Origin of the sequence: Streptomyces antimicrobicus, assembly GCF_020532625.1 — a bacterium.
Taxonomy (GTDB): Bacteria; Actinomycetota; Actinomycetes; order Streptomycetales; family Streptomycetaceae; genus Streptomyces; species Streptomyces antimicrobicus.
On record NZ_JAJAUY010000003.1, the window covers coordinates 62202 to 80762 of the forward strand.

General features: G+C 70.4%; 17 protein-coding genes and 1 pseudogene. 8 read left to right on the plus strand and 10 right to left on the minus strand.

Annotation, left to right across the window (positions count from 1 at the left end; translation table 11 throughout):
* The first annotated feature begins 1 nt into the window (after position 1).
* Complete coding sequence (locus LG632_RS01480) at positions 2 to 481, plus strand: NUDIX domain-containing protein (protein WP_226724466.1); 480 nt, start codon at positions 2 to 4, stop codon at positions 479 to 481.
* A 68-nt stretch (positions 482 to 549) separates the two neighbouring features.
* Here LG632_RS01480 and LG632_RS01485 read toward each other — a convergent pair whose 3' ends face one another.
* Both LG632_RS01485 and LG632_RS01490 read right to left on the minus strand, forming a co-directional pair.
* Positions 550 to 1854 (minus strand): globin domain-containing protein, encoded by a 1305-nt coding sequence (locus LG632_RS01485; RefSeq protein WP_374203375.1) that lies wholly within the window; start codon positions 1852 to 1854, stop codon positions 550 to 552.
* A 24-nt stretch (positions 1855 to 1878) separates the two neighbouring features.
* Positions 1879 to 2529: an HAD family hydrolase gene (locus tag LG632_RS01490; protein ID WP_226724468.1), complete on the minus strand. Its 651-nt coding sequence runs from the start codon at positions 2527 to 2529 to the stop codon at positions 1879 to 1881.
* A 161-nt stretch (positions 2530 to 2690) separates the two neighbouring features.
* Between LG632_RS01490 and LG632_RS01495 the strand changes: the two genes are divergently transcribed.
* Together LG632_RS01495 and LG632_RS01500 are read left to right on the plus strand one after the other, a co-directional pair.
* The gene (locus LG632_RS01495; RefSeq protein WP_226724469.1) at positions 2691 to 3590 is read left to right on the plus strand and encodes a GNAT family N-acetyltransferase; all 900 of its coding nucleotides are present in this window, start codon (positions 2691 to 2693) and stop codon (positions 3588 to 3590) included.
* A gap of 17 nt (positions 3591 to 3607) precedes the next feature.
* The gene (locus tag LG632_RS01500; RefSeq protein WP_226724470.1) at positions 3608 to 4078 is read left to right on the plus strand and encodes a GNAT family N-acetyltransferase; all 471 of its coding nucleotides are present in this window, start codon (positions 3608 to 3610) and stop codon (positions 4076 to 4078) included.
* Between the two features lie 99 nt (positions 4079 to 4177).
* Here the strand turns inward: LG632_RS01500 and LG632_RS01505 are convergent, their stop codons facing one another.
* Both LG632_RS01505 and dnaB read right to left on the minus strand, forming a co-directional pair.
* A complete protein-coding gene (locus LG632_RS01505; RefSeq protein ID WP_226724471.1) occupies positions 4178 to 5563 on the minus strand; it encodes a serine hydrolase domain-containing protein in 1386 nt (461 codons plus the stop codon).
* A 10-nt stretch (positions 5564 to 5573) separates the two neighbouring features.
* Positions 5574 to 7052 carry a replicative DNA helicase gene (dnaB, locus tag LG632_RS01510; RefSeq protein WP_226724512.1) on the minus strand — a complete coding sequence of 493 codons (1479 nt, stop codon included), beginning with the start codon at positions 7050 to 7052 and terminating at the stop codon, positions 5574 to 5576.
* Between the two features lie 450 nt (positions 7053 to 7502).
* Here dnaB and LG632_RS01515 point away from each other — a divergent pair, with 450 nt between their 5' ends.
* Positions 7503 to 8840: an MATE family efflux transporter gene (locus tag LG632_RS01515; protein WP_226724472.1), complete on the plus strand. Its 1338-nt coding sequence runs from the start codon at positions 7503 to 7505 to the stop codon at positions 8838 to 8840.
* A gap of 124 nt (positions 8841 to 8964) precedes the next feature.
* Here LG632_RS01515 and rplI read toward each other — a convergent pair whose 3' ends face one another.
* The 4 genes from rplI to rpsF all read right to left on the minus strand — a co-directional run bounded on the left by rplI (position 8965) and on the right by rpsF (position 10657).
* A complete protein-coding gene (rplI, locus tag LG632_RS01520) occupies positions 8965 to 9411 on the minus strand; it encodes a 50S ribosomal protein L9 (protein WP_226724473.1) in 447 nt (148 codons plus the stop codon).
* Between the two features lie 18 nt (positions 9412 to 9429).
* The gene (gene rpsR, locus LG632_RS01525) at positions 9430 to 9666 is read right to left on the minus strand and encodes a 30S ribosomal protein S18 (RefSeq protein WP_005315025.1); all 237 of its coding nucleotides are present in this window, start codon (positions 9664 to 9666) and stop codon (positions 9430 to 9432) included.
* 43 nt (positions 9667 to 9709) lie between these two features.
* Positions 9710 to 10291, minus strand: coding sequence for a single-stranded DNA-binding protein (locus LG632_RS01530; RefSeq protein WP_226724474.1), 582 nt, complete (start codon positions 10289 to 10291; stop codon positions 9710 to 9712).
* A 75-nt stretch (positions 10292 to 10366) separates the two neighbouring features.
* Positions 10367 to 10657, minus strand: coding sequence for a 30S ribosomal protein S6 (gene rpsF, locus LG632_RS01535; RefSeq protein WP_003956532.1), 291 nt, complete (start codon positions 10655 to 10657; stop codon positions 10367 to 10369).
* 246 nt (positions 10658 to 10903) lie between these two features.
* Here rpsF and LG632_RS01540 point away from each other — a divergent pair, with 246 nt between their 5' ends.
* From LG632_RS01540 to LG632_RS01550, 3 genes are all read left to right on the plus strand, one after another.
* Positions 10904 to 11218 carry a hypothetical protein gene (locus LG632_RS01540; RefSeq protein WP_226724475.1) on the plus strand — a complete coding sequence of 105 codons (315 nt, stop codon included), beginning with the start codon at positions 10904 to 10906 and terminating at the stop codon, positions 11216 to 11218.
* Positions 11219 to 11326: 108 nt separating this feature from the next.
* A complete protein-coding gene (locus tag LG632_RS01545; RefSeq protein WP_226724476.1) occupies positions 11327 to 12445 on the plus strand; it encodes a lipid II:glycine glycyltransferase FemX in 1119 nt (372 codons plus the stop codon).
* Positions 12446 to 12497: 52 nt separating this feature from the next.
* A complete protein-coding gene (locus LG632_RS01550) occupies positions 12498 to 13529 on the plus strand; it encodes an alanine racemase (protein ID WP_226724477.1) in 1032 nt (343 codons plus the stop codon).
* A gap of 11 nt (positions 13530 to 13540) precedes the next feature.
* On the opposite strand, the gene LG632_RS01555 is transcribed toward LG632_RS01550, so the two are convergent.
* A complete protein-coding gene (locus LG632_RS01555; RefSeq protein ID WP_226724478.1) occupies positions 13541 to 15001 on the minus strand; it encodes a glycosyltransferase family 87 protein in 1461 nt (486 codons plus the stop codon).
* 87 nt (positions 15002 to 15088) lie between these two features.
* Entirely contained in the window at positions 15089 to 17638 is a 2550-nt protein-coding gene (locus LG632_RS01560; protein ID WP_226724479.1) for a transglycosylase domain-containing protein, read from the minus strand.
* Between the two features lie 274 nt (positions 17639 to 17912).
* Here LG632_RS01560 and LG632_RS01565 point away from each other — a divergent pair.
* Positions 17913 to 18512, plus strand: a pseudogene (locus tag LG632_RS01565) (PadR family transcriptional regulator); the annotation flags it as partial.
* Between the last annotated feature and the right edge of the window lie 49 nt (positions 18513 to 18561).

Here is an 18561-nt window from a genome sequence, read left to right on the forward strand (position 1 = left end):
CATGACCGAACGTCCCGTCGTCAAACGCACCGCCCGCGCGATCCTGCTCGACGGTGACGACCTGATCCTGATCAAGCGCACGAAGCCCGGTGTCGACCCGTACTGGGTCACGCCCGGAGGCGGGGTGGAGTCCACCGACGCCACGGTCGTCGAGGCCCTGCACCGCGAGGTCCTCGAGGAGCTCGGCGCGAAGATCACCGATGTGGTGCCCTGTTTCGTCGACACCGTCGAGCACATCGCCGAGGGCGGGGTGACGGGGGTGAAGGTGCAGCACTTCTTCGTGTGCCGGCTCGTCTCGATGGACCCGGACCTGCGCCACGGCCCTGAGGTCGAGGAGCCCGCCGGCGAGTACGAGATCGTCCGGGTGCCCTTCAGCAGGGTCGGTATCGCGGCGGTCCATCTCGTCCCGCTGTCGCTGCGGCACTACCTGGACGGGAACATCGAGGGCGTGCGGGCGATGCACGCGCCCGACCTGGGCTGATCCGGCGACGCGCGACGCCGCCCGGGTCCGGCCGGCGGCCTCGTCCGGCACAGCCGGCGACGCGCGGGTCAGCCGGCGACGCCTGCCAGTTCCTCCAGCGCGTCGTGCCGGATCCGCTCTCCGGGGATCCCGATGCGCTTGAGCGCGTCCACACCGCTGCGGATCATCCCGGGCGGGCCCGAGATGAAGGCGTCGTACGAGTTCCACGGGCCGTGCTCGCCGATGGCCTGCGGCAGCTGCCCGGCCAGGCCGTCACCCACCACGGGCCGCACCGACAACCAGGGATGCGAACGCTGGAGGCCGAGCAGGGTGTCCTTGTCGTAGAGGTCGCTGTCACTGCGGGCCCCGAAGAACACCTCCACCGGCCGGCGCTCACCGTGTCCGGCCACGTCCTCGATCAGTGCCTTGATCGGGGCGATGCCCGTGCCACCGGCCAGGCACAGCATCCCGTTGTCGGTGGAGTGGTCCACCACCATCGAGCCGGCCGGCGGACCGAGCCGCAGCACGTCCCCGGGCCGGGCGCGACGCACCAGCGCGTTGGAGACCCAGCCGGCCGGGACGGCCTTGACGTGGAAGGACAGCAGCCCGTCCTGGCGGGGCGCCGAGGCGAAGGAGTAGTGCCGCCACACGCGCGGCCACCACGGCGTCTCCAGGCTCGTGTACTGGCCGGCCAGGAACGGGTACGGCTGGTCGGGGCGGACCGTCAGCACCGCGATGTCCGGGGTGCGCAGATCGTGGGAGACCACCTCCGCGTGCCACCAGGCGGGGGACTTGAGCTCGTCCTCCGCGGCCGCGTCGATCATGATCTGCGAGATCGAGGTGTACGCCCGCACCCACGCGGCCTCGGTCTCCGGCCCCCAGGAGCGCTCCGCGTACCGCGTCAACGCGTGGATCAGGGCCTCGCCCACGGCCGGGTAGTGCTGGGGGAGCGTGCCGTACTTGCGGTGACCGGTCCCCAGGCGGCGCAGGTACGGGAGGAGGACGTCGGGGTCGTCGATGTGCTCGGCGGCCGTCAGCAGGGCCTTGAGCAGCCGGTCGCGCTGGACGTCCATGGCGGCGGGGAACATGGCCCGCAGCTCGGGGTGGCCGGTGAAGACCAGCGCGTAGAAGTACGAGGTCACCTTGTCGGCGACGGGGCCGATCTCGGCGAGGGTGCGGCGGATGAGCACGGCATCGGGGGAGGGTTCCGTCGCCTTGCCCGCGGTGGATATCCGGGCCACCTTCCGTCTGGCCGAACTGGTGGGCGGAGCGTCCATGCGGTGCCTCGCTTCGAGGATCTCGGTCGGTCTGCACACGCCACGGTTTCGAATCCGTGGTCCCGGGCTTCGCAATATGCCAGCCGTGCAGGCCGCATGCGGGCAATTGCGCGAAATCGACGCTTCGAACCCCCTTTCCTCTTAAGATGCAGCGACCTCGGACCGCGAATCCCCCACCATCCGATAAGCCTCGCGCAGATCGCGCCCCTCGTAGACATGGGTGGCGACGGCCGCCACGTGGGGCCGTGCGTTGACCGCGACGGAGACCGGGACCGCCGCGAACAGCGCGGCGTCGGTCATCGAGTCGCCGTAGGCGACGCAGTCAGCCCGGGTGACCCCGAACCGCTCGCACAGCGCGTCGGCCACCACGACCTTGCCCTCGGGAGTGAGGATCCCCGTCACGTCCACGGGCCGGGTGAAGGGCACTTCCGGGAAGAGCGAGCCGTGCGCGGCGTGGGCGCCCCACTCCAGCAGCAGCTCCACGAAGAAGGACGGAGACAGGGAGACGACCGCGCAGTAGTCCCCGCGCTCTCGGATCTCCTGCCACACCTCACGGATGCCGGCCAGCCACGGAGCCCCGTCGAACGCGGCCCGCACGTGGACGGCAGTCAGTTGGGCCCACAGGCCGTGCAGCCCCACCGCGAACTCGGGCGGACCGATCTCCCGTGCGCTGAAAGCCCGCTCCAACTCCGCGATCTCGGCATCCAGGCCAAGCTGGCGGGAAATCTCCACCGGGGCCGCCGAGCCGTGCATCAGTGTTCCGTCGAGATCGAATAGGTGAAGGAGCGTCATGGGGCGAGGCTAGCCTGTCCGTTTTCCCTTCCGGCAGCCCGGCGTGGACTCGGTCGAGGAAAAGCATGTTTCACGTGAAACATGGACCGAAGTCGGGCACGACACAAACCTGGGCGCCAAAACCTCTGGACGCCCCCAGGGGGATGATCCACTCTGGGGCCGTGACACCACCACTGCTCACCGCCTCGACGATCCGCCCGCTCACCCTCGGGGATCTCACCCACTGCGCCGACCTGTCCGACGACCGCGGCTGGCCCCGCGAGGAGCACAAATGGGGACTGCTCCTCAGCGCCGGCACGGGCTACGGCGTCGACGCCCCCGACGGGCAGGGCCTGGCCGCCGCCTGTGTGGTCACCGCGTACGGCACCACCGCCGACGATCCGGAGTTGGCCGCCATCGGTATGGTGCTCGTCGCCGAGCGCTACGCCCGCCAGGGCCTCGGCCGCCGACTGATGAAGCATGTCTGCGACGACGTGCTCCGCGGCGTGCCGCTCACCCTCCACTCCACGCCGTACGGCCGGCCGCTCTACGAAGAGCTGGGCTTCCAGGTCGTCGGCCGTGCCGAGATGCTCACCGGGCCCTTCTCACCCGACCCGGCCGCGGAGCACTCCGCGGGAACGGTGGGGCCGGCGACCGTACGACCGGCGACCGCGGAGGACCTCCCCCGCATCCTGGCGCTGGATGCCGAGGTGTTCGGCACCGACCGCACCCACATGATCACCAGGCTGCCGGCCTTCTCGGACCTGCTGCTCGTGGCCGAGAACGCCACCGGGCACCTCACCGGCTTCGCGGCCGCCTGGCCCAACATGGCGACCCATGTCGTCGGGCCCCTGGTCGCCGAGGACACCACCACCGCCCAGGCACTGGTCGGCGCCCTCGCCGCGCGCAGCGACCGGCCGCTGCGCACCGACATCGACGTACGCCACCACGAGCTGATCGACTGGCTCAAGGAGCGCGGCCTGAAGTCGGTCGCGTTCAACGCCGTGATGACCCGTTCCGTCCCTGGCCCGCCCGGTGACTGGACCCGCCGCTGGGCTCCGCTCACCGTCGCCGCCGGCTGAGAAAGGACCACTTCCGCATGCCCGCTGTACCCGCCGCCGACGGGCTCACCATTCGGCCCGCCACCGAGACGGACCTGCCCGCGATCGTCGCCATGCTGGCCGACGACCCGCTCGGCGCCACCCGGGAGTCGCCCGACGACCTCACCCCCTACATCGAGGCCTTCAAGGAGCTGAGCGGCGATCCGCACCAGCAACTGGTGGTGGCGGTCCGCGAGGAACGGGTCGTCGGCACCCTCCAACTGACCTTCCTCCCGGGCCTGTCCCGCAAGGGCGCCACCCGGGCCCTGGTCGAGGGCGTGCGGATCCACGCCGACGAGCGCGGCAGCGGTCTGGGCGGCGTCCTGATGGAGTGGGCGATCGACACCTCCCGCCGCGCCGACTGCCGGCTGATCCAGCTGACCTCCGACGCGACCCGCACCGACGCCCACCGCTTCTACGAGCGGCTCGGCTTCGAGGCGTCCCACGTCGGGTTCAAGCGGGCCCTCTGAGGTCCCGCTCCGGGCCCCCGCTCCGGGTCGCCGCGCCGGGCCGCCGCGCCGGGCCGCTCCGGGCCGCTCCCGACCGTCGCGGGCCGGACAGCCGGTGGCTCAGCCGATGCCCCGCCAGCCCTGCGGGTCCACCCCGCCGGGCACCGGGGCGTCCTGGTCGTACGGCTCGCGCGTGAAGACGAACGACGCCAGGTCCAGGTGGCTCACCGAGCCGTCGGGCCGGCGCACCGCCCGGAGCGTCTCCCCCGCGTAGTAGCCCGTCAGTCCGGTCCAGGTGCCGTCGGCGGCCGGCGCGAACCGGGAGGCGCGGCCCTGGGCGGCCACCGGGCCCAGCTCCAGCAGGCCGTCGGCGCGCAGCCGCAGCAGGTGCGGGGACGTCCCCCAGTACCAGGGCCCGGCCAGCTCCACCGCCACCGGATCCGCCTCCCGGAACGGCCGCCACGGCTCCGGGATGCGCGGCTCGGCGTCCGCGACGATCGCGATCAGGTCCATGGCGACCGCCGACGCGGCCACGCCCGAGGTGCAATTGGCCAGCACCACCGCCGCGACGTCCTCCGGCTCGCTCAGCCACAGCCCCGCCACGAACCCCGGCAGCGAACCGCTGTGCCCGGCCAGCAACCGGTCCCCGGCACGCGCCAGCTGCAGGCCCAGCCCGTAGCCGGCCTCGGCGAGACCCGGCTCCGGCGGCGAGGCGGCCGTGCGCATCTCCCGCACCGAGTCGGCGCTCAGCACCCGCTCGTCGCCGCGGGACAGGAACAGCGCGAACCGTGCCAGGTCCCGGGTGGTCGACCACAGCTGCCCCGCGGGTGCCATCAGGCCGAGGTCCTCCGCGGGTTCCGGCATCATCACGTCGGCCCATGGGTGGACCGCCCAGCCGCCCGCGTACGGTGCCTCGGGCTGGGCGCCCGTCCTCTCCAGGCCCAGCGGCCGCAGGACCTCGTCCTGGAGCACCTCGGCCCAGGGCCGGCCCCGGACCGCCTCGACCAGCGAACCGAGCAGGGTGTACCCGGGGTTGGAGTAGTGGTGGCGCCGCCCCGGTGCGTGCCGGAACGGCTCGGGCCCGAGGACGTCCGCCAGTTCCGGCCGCAGCGCGGCCGGGCTGCGCTCCCACCAGGCGCCGGGGGTCTCGGCGGCCAGTCCGCCGGAGTGCGCGAGCAGTTGGGCGACGGTCACCTCACCGGCGGCCGTCCCGGGCAGGTGCTTCTCCAGCGCGTCCCCGAGGTCGAGCAGCCCTTCGTCGCGCAGCCGCATCACCAGGACGGCGGTGAAGGTCTTGCTGATCGACCCGATCCGGTACTGCACGTCGCCGTCGGGGGCGTGGTCGTCGATCATCGACCGGGCGCCCTCCCAGACGATCCGCCCGCCCCGGGCCACCGCCGCCACCAGCGACGGCGCCCGCCCGTCGGCCTGGGCCACGGCGATCCGGTGGAGCAGGGCGCGCCGGGTGGCGGGGAGCAGGGCCAGATCTGCGGGTACGTCGGTCATGGCCGAGATGCTACGTGTTGGCCATGTCCACGAAGCGCGAATAGTGGCCCTGGAACGCCACGGTGATGGTGGCCGTGGGGCCGTTCCGGTGCTTGGCGACGATCAGGTCCGCCTCGCCCGCGCGCGGCGACTCCTTCTCGTAGGCGTCCTCGCGGTGCAGCAGGATCACCATGTCGGCGTCCTGCTCGATGGAACCGGACTCACGCAGGTCGGAGACCATCGGCTTCTTGTCGGTGCGCTGCTCCGGGCCACGGTTGAGCTGGGACAGCGCGATCACCGGGACCTCCAGCTCCTTCGCCAGCAGCTTGAGGTTTCGCGACATGTCGGAGACCTCCTGCTGACGGCTCTCCGGGCGGCGCGAGCCGCCCGACTGCATCAGCTGGAGGTAGTCGATGACCACGAGCTGGAGGTCGTTGCGCTGTTTCAGGCGCCGGCACTTGGCCCGGATCTCCATCATCGACAGGTTGGGCGAGTCGTCGATGTAGAGCGGGGCGGCGGAGACGTCGGGCATCCGGCGGGCCAGCCGCGTCCAGTCGTCGTCCGTCATGGTGCCCGAGCGCATGTGGTGCAGGGCCACGCGGGCCTCCGCGGACAGCAGGCGCATGGCGATCTCGTTGCGCCCCATCTCGAGGGAGAAGATCACGCTCGGCAGGTTGCTCTTGATGGAGGCCGCCCGGGCGAAGTCCAGGGCCAGGGTGGACTTGCCCATGGCGGGACGCGCGGCGATGACGATCATCTGGCCGGGGTGCAGGCCGTTGGTCAGCGAGTCCAGGTCCGTGAAGCCGGTCGGGACGCCGGACATCTGGCCGCTGCGCGAGCCGATGGCCTCGATCTCGTCGAGCGCGCCCTCCATGATGTCGCCGAGCGGCAGGTAGTCCTCGGAGGTCCGCTGCTCGGTGACGGCGTAGATCTCGGCCTGGGCGCTGTTGACGATCTCGTCGACGTCGCCGTCGGCCGCGTAGCCCATCTGCGTGATCTTCGTGCCGGCGGCCACGAGGCGGCGCAGCACCGCCCGCTCGTGGACGATCTCGGCGTAGTAGGCGGCGTTCGCGGCCGTGGGCACCGACTGGACCAGCGTGTGCAGGTACGAGGCGCCGCCGACCTTGCTGATCTCGCCGCGCCGGGTCAGCTCCGCGCCGACCGTGATGGGGTCGGCCGGCTCGCCCTTGGCGTACAGGTCGAGGATCGCCTGGAAGATCGTCTCGTGGGAGGGCCGGTAGAAGTCGTGGCCCTTGATGACCTCGACCACTTCGGCGATGGCGTCCTTGGACAGCAGCATGCCGCCCAGCACGGACTGCTCGGCTCCCAGGTCCTGCGGGGGGACCCGCTCGAAGCCGCCGCCCCCGCCGCCGCCCCCGGAGCCCTCCCAGGACCCGCCCTCGCGGCCCCGCTCGTGCTGCTCCTCGCCTCGGCCACGGCCCTCGGACCGGCGCTGACGGGCGACGGGCAGACGGTCGCCGGGACCGCTGTCGGCCCAGGGGTCGTCCATGGGCTCGGGGATGCTCACCGGGCCGCCTCCTCCCGTCCGCAACGCGGACCTCACCGTGCGCTCTTTCTACGGCACGGCTCTGACAAATGGGACACCCGGAACGGCTTGTGGCGCGTCGGGCAACGCACAACGGTAGGGCCGCGAGCGACGTCAGCCAATCTTGTTATCCACAGGCTGTGTGGATGAGATGTGGATGACGGGGCCAATGCTGTGGGTAACTCGCTCCGGCCTGTGCACGGACCGGGGGACGACGCTGTGGACAAAATCACCCACGCCCCCTGCACACCGCCGTGACCTGCGCATTCTCCATCCACGGGCTGTGCAGGAGAAAAATCTTGGAGGCTTCCCGAAGATCCTTTCCGCAGTACGGGAACGAACGCCCGAGTCGACCGGCAAGTAAGGGTCCATCGGCGCTTGTGTCCATTACCTGTGGACGATTAGATTGACCGCATGAGACAGGCATCCACGACCGCGAGGACGACGCCGAGACAGCACGACCGCGAGATCCTCGCTCTCGCGGTACCGGCCTTCGGAGCGCTCGTCGCCGAACCCCTGTTCGTGATCGCCGACAGTGCCATCGTCGGACATCTCGGCACCCCCCAGCTCGCCGGTCTCGGCGTCGCCGCCGCCCTGCTGACGACCGCCGTCAGCGTCTTCGTGTTCCTCGCCTACGCCACCACCGCGGCCGTGTCCCGCCGAGTGGGCGCCGGCGACCTCCAGGCGGCCATCCGGCAGGGCATGGACGGCATCTGGCTCGCCCTGCTGCTCGGCGCCGCCGTCGTGGCCCTGGTCCTGCCCACCGCCCCCTGGCTCATCTCGCTCTTCGGCGCCTCCGACACCGTCGCGCCGTACGGGGTCACCTACCTGAGGATCTCCGCCCTCGGGATCCCGGCCATGCTCGTCGTGCTGGCGGCCACCGGAGTCCTGCGGGGCCTCCAGGACACCCGCACCCCCCTCTACGTCGCCGTCGGCGGCTTCGCGGCCAACGCCGCCTTGAACGTCGGGCTGGTCTACGGCGCCGACCTCGGCATCGCCGGCTCCGCCTGGGGGACGGTCATCGCCCAGTGCGGCATGGCCGCCGCCTATCTGGTCGTGGTGGTGCGTGGCGCCCGGGCCCACCGGGCCTCACTGCGGCCCGACGCCGCCGGGATCCGGGCCTGCGCCCACGCCGGGGCGCCCCTGCTGGTCCGCACCCTGTCCCTGCGCGCCGTCCTGATGATCGCGACCGCCGTGGCCGCCCGGCTCGGGGACGCCGACATCGCCGCCCACCAGATCCTGCTGTCCCTGTGGAGCCTGCTGGCCTTCGCCCTCGACGCGATCGCGATCGCCGGGCAGGCCATCATCGGCCGCTACCTCGGCGCCGGGGACACCGACGGCGCCAAGGCCGTGTGCCGGCGGATGGTCCAGTGGGGCATCGGGTCGGGCATCGTCCTGGGCCTGCTCGTGGTCGCCTGCCGGCCGCTGTTCGTCCCCCTGTTCACCAGCGACCCGGCCGTCAAGGACGTCCTCATGCCGGCGCTCCTGGTGGTCGCGCTCTCCCAGCCGGTCTCGGGGATCGTGTTCGTCCTGGACGGGGTCCTGATGGGCGCCGGCGACGGCCCCTACCTGGCCAAGGCCATGCTGGTGACCCTCGCGGTGTTCACCCCGGCAGCCCTGCTCGTCCCCGTCGTCGGTGGCGGCCTGACCACCCTGTGGTGGGCCATGACGCTGATGATGCTGGTCCGGATGGTCACCCTGCAGCTGCGGGCCCGCTCGGGCCGCTGGCTGGTGACGGGCGCGACCCGCTGATGTTTCACGTGAAACACCGTGAAACAGCGGCGACCGCGTGACGGCGTGACCGCCCGAGGACGTGCCCGCCCCCGAACACGGCGAAGGGCCGCATCCCGGAGGATGCGGCCCTTCGTCACGGCATTCAGGCGGCGACGACCTCGACGCCCAGCTGCGCGACGACCTCGGCGTGCAGACGCACGGAGACCTGGTGCGCACCCAGGGTCTTGATCGGCGAGCCCAGCTCGACACGACGCTTGTCGACCTTCGGGCCACCCGCGGACTCGATCGCCGTGGCGACGTCGGCCTGGGTGACGGAGCCGAAGAGACGGCCGGCGTCGCCGGAGCGGACGGCCAGACGGACCTTCAGGCCCTCGAGCGTGGCCTTGACCTCGTTGGCCTGCTCGATGGTCGCGATCTCGTGGATCTTGCGGGCGCGGCGGATCTGCGCCACGTCCTTCTCGCCACCCTTGGTCCAGCGGATCGCGAAACCGCGCGGGACCAGGTAGTTGCGAGCGTAGCCGTCCTTGACGTCGACGACGTCACCGGCGGTACCGAGGCCGGACACCTCGTGGGTCAGGATGATCTTCATCAGTCGGTCACCCTTTCCTTAGCGCGCGGTGGACGTGTAGGGCAGCAGCGCCATCTCACGGCTGTTCTTCACGGCCGTGGCGACGTCACGCTGGTGCTGCGTGCAGTTGCCGGTGACGCGGCGGGCACGGATCTTGCCACGGTCGGAAATGAACTTCCGCAGCATGTTCGTGTCCTTGTAGTCCACGTACGCGGTCTTGTCCTTGCAGAACGCGCAGACCTTCTTCTTAGGCTTGCGCACAGGCGGCTTCGCCATGGTGTTTCTCCTGTGTGATCAAGAAGTATGGGTACGGGCTGCCCTAGAAGGGCGGCTCGTCCGAGTAGCCACCGCCGGAGCCGCCGGAGTTTCCACCCCAGCCGCCACCGCCGCCGCCCTGCTGGCCGCCGGCCGGCGCGCTGGACGCCCACGGGTCGTCGGAGGGAGCTCCGCCGCCCTGCGGGCCGCCGGAGTTTCCACCCCAGCCGCCACCGCCGCCGCCCTGCTGGCCGCCGCCGTAGCCACCCTGACCACCCCGACCGGTGGTCTTGGTGACCTTCGCCGTGGCGTTGCGCAGGCTGGGACCGACCTCGTCGACCTCCAGCTCGAAGACCGTGCGCTTGACACCCTCGCGGTCCTCGTACGAGCGCTGGCGGAGCCGGCCCTGTACGACGACGCGCATACCGCGCTGGAGCGACTCGGCGACGTTCTCCGCCGCCTGCCGCCACACCGAGCAGGTCAGGAACAGGCTCTCGCCGTCCTTCCACTCGTTGGTCTGGCGGTCGAAGGTGCGGGGAGTGGACGCGATGCGGAACTTCGCGACCGCCGCACCCGAGGGGGTGAAGCGCAGCTCGGGGTCGTCGACGAGATTGCCGACGACCGTGATGACGGTCTCGCCTGCCATGGATGGGACCTCTCGGCGGGATTGCTGCTGACTGCTTGTGCTACTCGGACCCGATTACCGCTGAACCGAAGGGGTTCAGTGGGTCTCGGGACGGAGGACCTTGGTCCGGAGGACCGACTCGTTCAGGTTCATCTGGCGGTCGAGCTCCTTGACGACCGCAGGCTCGGCCTGCAGGTCGATGACCGAGTAGATGCCCTCGGGCTTCTTCTTGATCTCGTAAGCGAGACGACGACGGCCCCAGGTGTCGACCTTCTCGACCTTTCCGTTGCCCTCACGGACGACGGAGAGGAAGTTCTCGATCAGGGGGGCGACAGCGCGCTCCTCCAGATCGGGGTCGAGGATGACCATCACCTCGTAGTGACGCATGTGGAACCCACCTCCTTTGGACTCAGCGGCCACGGTCGTTCCGTGGCAGGAGGGTCGTGATGCGTGCGCACGGCGTCGAACAGACACCAGTGCAGACCGTTCAGAGTACCTGCTCCCGTCCTTCCGGTTGAAATCCGGCAGCGCAGGGCCACAATCTGTACACATCGGGTGTGCGCGGTGCTGTGCGGACCGAACCGGTCGGGAGCAGGACCGCGGCACGTCTTTCTCCGCCGGGAGGTGCCCGTCATGGCACAGGCAATGCGTCCCCAGTCCGACATCTCGCTGCTGGCGACCGACGGCAAGCCCCATCCGCTCCAGGACGCCCTTCTGGCGGTCACACTGGTCATGGGCGTCGTGGCGTTGGTCACGGCCTTCTTCTGGAATCTCCACCTGCTGACCTCGTGGGCCGGACTGATCGGGATCGTGACCGGCCTCTACGGGCAGTTCGTCTCGGTCACCACACGCGAGCGATTCGCCATGATCATTGGGCTGGGCGCCTCCGCACTCGGCTTCTTCCTGGGCATGGCGCACGGCGGCCTCTTCGGCGGCCTGATCGGCTGACCGGGGCACCTCCCGGACAGGTCGCCACCCGTCCCCCAGATGGGTGGCGGCCCTGTCGCAGTAGGCTTCGCGCCATACCCAGCGAAGCCGCCGGAGGAGACGCCCCGCATGAGCCTGTCCCTGAGGACCATCAGCCGAGAGCAGCATCTGGCCTATCTCCAGAGCCTGCCCTCGGCGAGCCACTGTCAGGTCCCGGCATGGGCCGACGTCAAGAACGAGTGGCGGTCGGAGAACCTCGGCTGGTTCGACGGCACCGGTGAGCTCGTCGGCGTCGCCCTCGTCCTGTACCGCCAGCTGCCCAAGGTCAAGCGGTACCTCGCGTACCTGCCCGAGGGCCCGGTCATCAACTGGTACGCCCCGAACCTGGAGGAATGGCTCCAGCCGATGCTGGCGCACCTGAAGCAGCAGGGCGCCTTCACCGTGAAGATGGGCCCGCCGGTCGTCATCCGCCGCTGGAACGCGGCCGCCATCAAGGCCGGCATCCAGGACCCCGAGGTCAAGCGCCTGCGGGACGTGGAGGCCTCGCACATCGAGCCCCGCGCCTTCGAGGTGTCGGACAAGCTGCGCCGGATGGGCTGGCAGCAGGGCGAGGACGGCGGCGCGGGCTTCGGCGACGTCCAGCCGCGCTACGTCTTCCAGGTGCCGCTGGCCAACCGTTCGCTGGACGACGTCCTCAAGGGCTTCAACCAGCTGTGGCGCCGCAACATCAAGAAGGCGGAGAAGGCCGGCGTCGAGGTCGTCCAGGGCGGCTACGACGACCTGCCGGTGTGGCAGGAGCTGTACGAGGTCACGGCCGTGCGCGACAAGTTCCGCCCGCGCCCGCTCAGCTACTTCCAGCGCCAGTGGACGGCCCTCAACTCCGAGGACCCCAACCGGATGCGGCTGTACATCGCCAAGCACGAGGGCGAGCCGCTCGCCGCCGCGACGATGATCACCGTGGGCCAGCACGTCTGGTACTCCTACGGCGCCTCGGCCAACCACAAGCGCGAGGTCCGCCCGTCGAACGCGATGCAGTGGCGCATGCTCCGCGACGCCTACGCGCTCGGCGCGAGCGTGTACGACCTGCGCGGCATCAGCGACACCCTGGACGAGAACGACCACCTCTTCGGCCTCATCCAGTTCAAGGTCGGCACGGGCGGCGAGGCCGTCGAGTACGTCGGCGAGTGGGACTTCCCGCTCAACAAGCTGCTGCACAAGGCGCTGGACATCTACATGTCGCGCCGCTGATCACCTGATCCCCATTTCCCCGCTGTATTTCGAGAAAGGTGCTGGACGGGCCATGGCGCTCACGCTCTATGTCGACACCGCGCGCTGGCGTGCGCACCAGAAGCAGGTGCTGGACCAGTTCCCGGGCATGATCCCGGTCTGCAAGGGCAACGGCTACGGCTTCGGCCACGAGCGGCTGGCGGAGGAGGCGACGCGGCTGGGCTCCGACATCCTGGCCGTCGGGACCACGTACGAGGCCGCGAGCATCAAGGACCTGTTCAGTGGCGACCTGCTGGTCCTCACCCCGTTCCGGCGGGGTGAGGAACCGGTTCCGCTGCCCGACCGGGTGATCCGTTCGGTCTCCTCCCTGGACGGGGTCCGCGCGCTGGTGGGCGCCCGGGTCGTCATCGAGGTCATGAGCTCGATGAAGCGCCACGGTGTCTGCGAGCAGGACCTCGGCCAGCTGGCCGCGGCGATCGAGGACGTCCGCCTGGAAGGCTTCGCCCTCCACCTCCCGCTGGACCGCCCCGACGGCTCGGACGCCGTCGAGGAGGTCATCCAGTGGATGGACCGGCTGCGCGCGGCGCGGCTGCCGCTGCACACGATGTACGTCAGCCACCTGCGGGCCGAGGACCTGGTGCGCCTGCAGCAGCAGTTCCCGCAGACCCGGTTCCGGGCCCGGATCGGCACCCGGCTGTGGCTGGGCGACCACGACGCGACCGAGTACCGCGGCGCGGTGCTGGACGTCACGCGGGTGGCCAAGGGCGACCGGTTCGGCTACCGCCAGCAGAAGGCGGCTTCCGACGGCTGGCTGGTCGTCGTGGCCGGCGGCACCTCGCACGGCGTGGGCCTGGAGGCCCCCAAGGCGCTGCACGGCGTCATGCCGCGGGCCAAGGGCGTGGCGCGGGCCGGCCTGGCGACGGTGAACCGGAACCTGTCACCGTTCGTCTGGGCGGGCAAGCAGCGCTGGTTCGCCGAGCCGCCGCACATGCAGGTGTCGATCCTGTTCGTGCCGTCGGACTCGACCGAGCCGAAGGTCGGCGACGAGCTGGTGGCCCACCTGCGGCACACCACCACCCAGTTCGACCGGCTGGTCGACGCCTGAGCCGTCGCCCGTCAGGGCCGGGGATCCACACCCCACTCGACCCGCTGTCCCTGCGAGGGCGTCGCGTACCGCGGCGCCCTCGCGGCGTGCCCGAGGGTGAACACGTCGGGGGCGCCGTCCAGGACCCCGCCCGAGGGGTCGTCGGAGCCGTCCCTGCGCACGACGTCGCGCTCGGGCAGGAGCACGTCGCGGACGACGACCGCGCACAGGTAGAGCGTGCCGAGCAGGTGCAGCGCGATCGCCAGCTGGTAGCCCTCCACCGGCAGCCCCTGGTGCTTGTCGCCGCTGGTGGTGTAGGCGAGGTAGAGCCAGATACCGAGGAAGTAGGCGACCTCGCAGGTCTGCCAGATCAGGAAGTCGCGCCAGCGCGGCCGGGCGAGCGCGGCCAGCGGGATCAGCCAGAGCACGTACTGCGGCGAGTAGACCTTGTTGGTCAGGATGAAGACCGCCACGACCAGGAACGCCAGCTGCGCGAACCGGGGGCGGCGCGGGGCCGTGAGGGCCAGCAGGCCGATGCCGCCGCACAGCAGCAGCATCAGCAAGGTGGCGTAGGTGTTGGCGTTGTCCAGGGGCAGTCCGGAGCGCTGGGAGATCAGCAGCCAGACGGAGCCGAAGTCGATGGGCCGCTCCTGGCTGAAGGTGTAGAACTTCTTCCAGCCGTCCCAGGCGCCGAGCATGACGGGCGCGTTCACCAGCAGCCAGGAGCCGGCCGCGCCGAGCGCTGCGGCGCCGAACTGGCGCCACTTCCCCGCCCGCCAGCACAGCACGAACAGCGGGCCGAGCAGCAGCACCGGGTAGAGCTTGGCGGCGGTGGCCAGCCCGATGAGGATGCCGCAGGCCAGGGCGCGGCCGCGGGACCACATCAGCATCGCGGCAGCGGTCAGCGCGATCGCCAGGAGGTCCCAGTTGATGGTCGCGGTCAGCACGAACGCGGGGGCCAGGGCGAAGAGCAGCGCGTCCCAGGGGCGCCGGCGGTGGGTGCGGGCGACGCACACGGCGATGACGGCCGCGCAGGCCATCAGCATGCCCGCGTTGACCATCCAGTAGATCTGCTCGCGGTGCTGCATCGAGCCGCCGCCCGGCGTGAGCCAGGCCGCGACCTGCATGAACAGACCGGTCAGGACCGGGTACTCCAGGTACTCCATGTCGCCCGGCAGCCGGTCGAAGTAGGGCGTGAGGTGGTCGGCGAAGCCTCGGACCACGTACAGGTGCGGGATGTCGGAGTAGCACGCGTGGGTGTACTGGGAGCCGGCGCCGCGGAACCAGGCCCAGTCGTAGCAGGGCAGCTTCTGCACCATGCCGAGGGCGAACATGCCGATCGCGACGAGGGCCACGACCCGGACCGGGTGCAGCCACTGGCCGCCGGAGCGCGCGAACCGGCCCCAGGGTCCGCCGATGAGCTCGCTGCCGGCCGCCGCGACCTCGTCCTGCCGGGTCGGCGGTACCGGATGGTCCTGGTGCACCTTCGTCATGCGCTCATCCTGCCGTACGGGGCGGTGAATGCGGTGGGGGCCGCCGCACCGACGGTGCGACGGCCCCCGGGGACCGAGAGGGGCCGGTCAGCCCTGGCTGCCCCAGATGGTGCTGCCTCCCGGCCGTCCGGGTTTGCTGCCCCCGCTGGACTGGCTGGGCGACGGCTCGCCGCTGGGTCCGCCGGTGGTGCCGGTGGTGCCCCCGGTGGTGGTCCCGCCGGTGGTGGTCGGGTCGCAGTACAGGTCCCACGGCTTGCAGGGCTTGTGGTCGCCCTTGGACGGCGACGGGCTCGGCGAGGGGGACATGCTCGGCGACGGGGAGGCCGAGGCCGACGGGGACGGTGCGGCCGACGGGGTCGGCGAGGGGGCGCCGAGGGCGTCCGCGACGACGCCGATCTCCTCGGCCACCGGGAACCGCTTGACGGGCTGGCCCTGGAGGGCCGCCTTCATGTACTCCGTCCAGATCTCCGCGGGGATGTCACCACCGTGGATGGAGTCGACACCGCCCACGTTGTTCATGGACATGAGCTTCTTGTCCTGCGAATTGGGGTCGGTGCGGAAGAGCGTGACGGCGGTGGACAGCTCCGGGGTGTAGCCGACGAACCAGGCCGACTTGTTCTGGTCGGTGGTACCGGTCTTGCCGGCGGCCGGCCGGCCGAGCTTCTTGGCCTTGGTGCCGGTGCCGTTCTGGACGACGTTCTCCAGGACCTTGGTGATGTTGTCGGCGACGGCGTTGTCCATGGCCTTCTGCGCCTTGGGGGGCTCGAAGCCGGTGAGCTCCTGGCCGTCCTTGAGGACCTTGGTCACCGAGAACGGCTCGCGGTGGGTGCCGGAGGCGGCGAACGTCGCGTAGGAGTCGGCCATCCGGATGGCGCTCGGGGTGGACGTGCCGAGCGCGAACGAGGCGTTGTTGCCGGGGTCCATCGAGTCCTTCAGGATGCCGGTGGACTCGGCGACCTTGCGCACCTTGTCGTGACCGACGTCGAAGACGAGCTGGGCGAACGGCGTGTTGATGGACTTCTCCATCGCCTCGTTGAGGGTCACGTAGCCGTACTGGGTGGGGCTCTCGTTCTTCTGCTTGAACGGCTTGCCGGAGCTGTCGCGCAGCGGGGTGCCGGAGCGGTCGGTGATGACCGTCAGGTCGTTGCCGTTGTACTTGCTCTTGGGCGACAGCGGCTCGCCCTTGGAGTTCTGGGTGCCGTACTCCATCGCCGCGGCCAGCACGTACGGCTTCCAGGTCGAGCCGACCGGGACACCGATGGTGTTGGCGTTGTTGCTGAAGTACTTCTTGTCCCAGCCCGGGCCGCCGTACAGGGCGACGATCCCGCCGGTCTTGACGTCGACGGAGGCGGCGCCGAACTGGACGAACGTGTCGTACTCGGGCCGCTTCTTCTCGTCGAGGAAGTCGTTGCGGATGTCCTCGACGGCCTTCACCATCGCGTCGACCTTGGGCTTCTGGAACGTCGTGTAGATCCGGTAGCCGCCGAGGGCCATCTGCTCGGGCGTGATGTTCTTGGTCTTCATCACGTACTGCTTGGCCGTCTCGACCAGGTAGCCGGTCTGGCCGCCGAGGTTGCGGGCCTGCTCGGAGTCGATGCGCTGGGGGAAGTCCTTGTACTGGGCCCGCTCGGCGGCGGTCATCCGGCCGACCTCGACCTCGCGGTCGAGCACCCAGGCCCAGCGGTCCTGGGCCCGCTTGGTGTTCGCCTCGGGCGTGGCCGCGGTGCCGATGCCGCCGTCGGGGTTGTACAGGTTGGGGCCCTTGAGCATCGCCGCGAGGAACGCGCTCTCGGAGGGGTTGAGGTCCTTGCAGTCCTTGCCGAAGTACGCCCGGGCCGCCGCCTGGATGCCGTAGGCGTCCCGGCCGTAGTAGGCGGTGTTCAGGTAGCCGGCGAGGATCGTGTTCTTCTCTTCGGTGATGCCGAGCTTTATCGAGATGAAGAGCTCGGTGACCTTGCGCTTGAGCGTCTGCTCGGAGTCCAGGAAGGTGTTCTTCACGTACTGCTGGGTGATCGTCGAGCCACCCTGGGTCGAGCCGCCCTTGGCCATGTTGACCACGGCACGGGCGATGCCCATCGGGTCGACGCCCTTGTCGGTCTCGAAGGACTCGTTCTCGGCGGCGATCACGGCGTTGCGCATCGACTTCGGGATCTGGTCGATGGGCACGATCTGCCGGTTGGTGCTGCCGCCGGTGGCGGCCATCTGCTCGCCGTCGGCCCAGTAGAAGACGTTGTTCTGCGCCTTGGCCGCGAGGTTCGGGTCGGGCGTGCCGACCATGGCCAGGCCGATGCCGGTCCCGGCGGTGAGCAGCGCGAAGAAGCCGAGCGTGGTGCCGCCGACGAGCTTCCACGACGGCACGAACCGCTGCCAGCCGTCCTTGTCCGCGCGGGGGTAGTTGATCAGCCGCTTCTTCCCCGGCGCGGCGGCGCCGCGGCCGCGGCCTCCGGGCCCGCGCTGGGCGGCCCGGCGTGCCTCGGCACGGCCGGCGCTCGGCTGTCCGTAGCCTCCGCTCGGGGACGCGGTGGGGACCCCGCGGGCGGGCGTGGCTTCTCTTCCTGGGCGCTGCTGGGCGGCCCGGCGGGCCGCTGCGCGGCCGCCACTGGGCGACTGCGGCGGTTTGCGGCGGTGCTCGCTCATGGAACGACTACTCCTCGGGCAGGCGCGGTGCCTGGCGGCGGCAACGGATTCCGGTTCCCCCCGGTGTCACGGGCACAGACTACGCACGCTCAAAACCCATACTCTGCCGAAGTTCACCCCAAATCAGGCAACTTGCCTCGTACGAATTGGTGATGTGACACCGGTCACCACGTCCGACCTTGCTGGTGATCGCGACCCGTTCTATCGTCTGGATGTATCGAGCCGATACATCAGCTCGCCATAAGGACTCTGAGGCGGAGGTGGAAGAGGGCAGATGAGCAGACGCTCGGGCATCCTCGAATTCGCCGTCCTCGGCCTGGTTCGCGAGTCCCCCATGCACGGGTACGAGCTGCGCAAGCGGCTCAACACCTCGCTGGGGGTGTTCCGTGCCTTCAGCTACGGAACGCTGTATCCCTGCCTCAAGACGCTGGTCGCCAACGGCTGGTTGATCGAAGAACCGGGCAGCGCCCCGGACGACGCTCTCGCCGCTTCACTCTCAGGGCGGCGCGCCAAGATCGTCTACCGGTTGACGGCGGCAGGTAAGGAGCACTTCGAGGAGCTCCTGTCGCACACCGGCCCCGACACCTGGGAGGACGAGTCCTTCGCCGCCCGCTTCGCCTTCTTCGGTCAGACCGAGCGGGAGGTCCGCATGCGGGTGCTGGAGGGCCGTCGCAGCCGGCTGGAAGAGCGCCTGGAGAAGATGCGCGCTTCGCTCGCGCGCACACGGGAGCGCCTCGACGACTACACGCTCGAGCTGCAGCGACACGGGATGGAATCCGTGGAGCGCGAAGTGCGCTGGCTGAACGAGCTCATCGAGAGCGAGCGGGCCGGCCGGGACCAGAGGCGTCCGGGTCCGTCCGACGAAACAACACAATGAGGCCCTGCATCTCGCAGGCCTCGTCCGAGAACGAACAGGGAGCAAC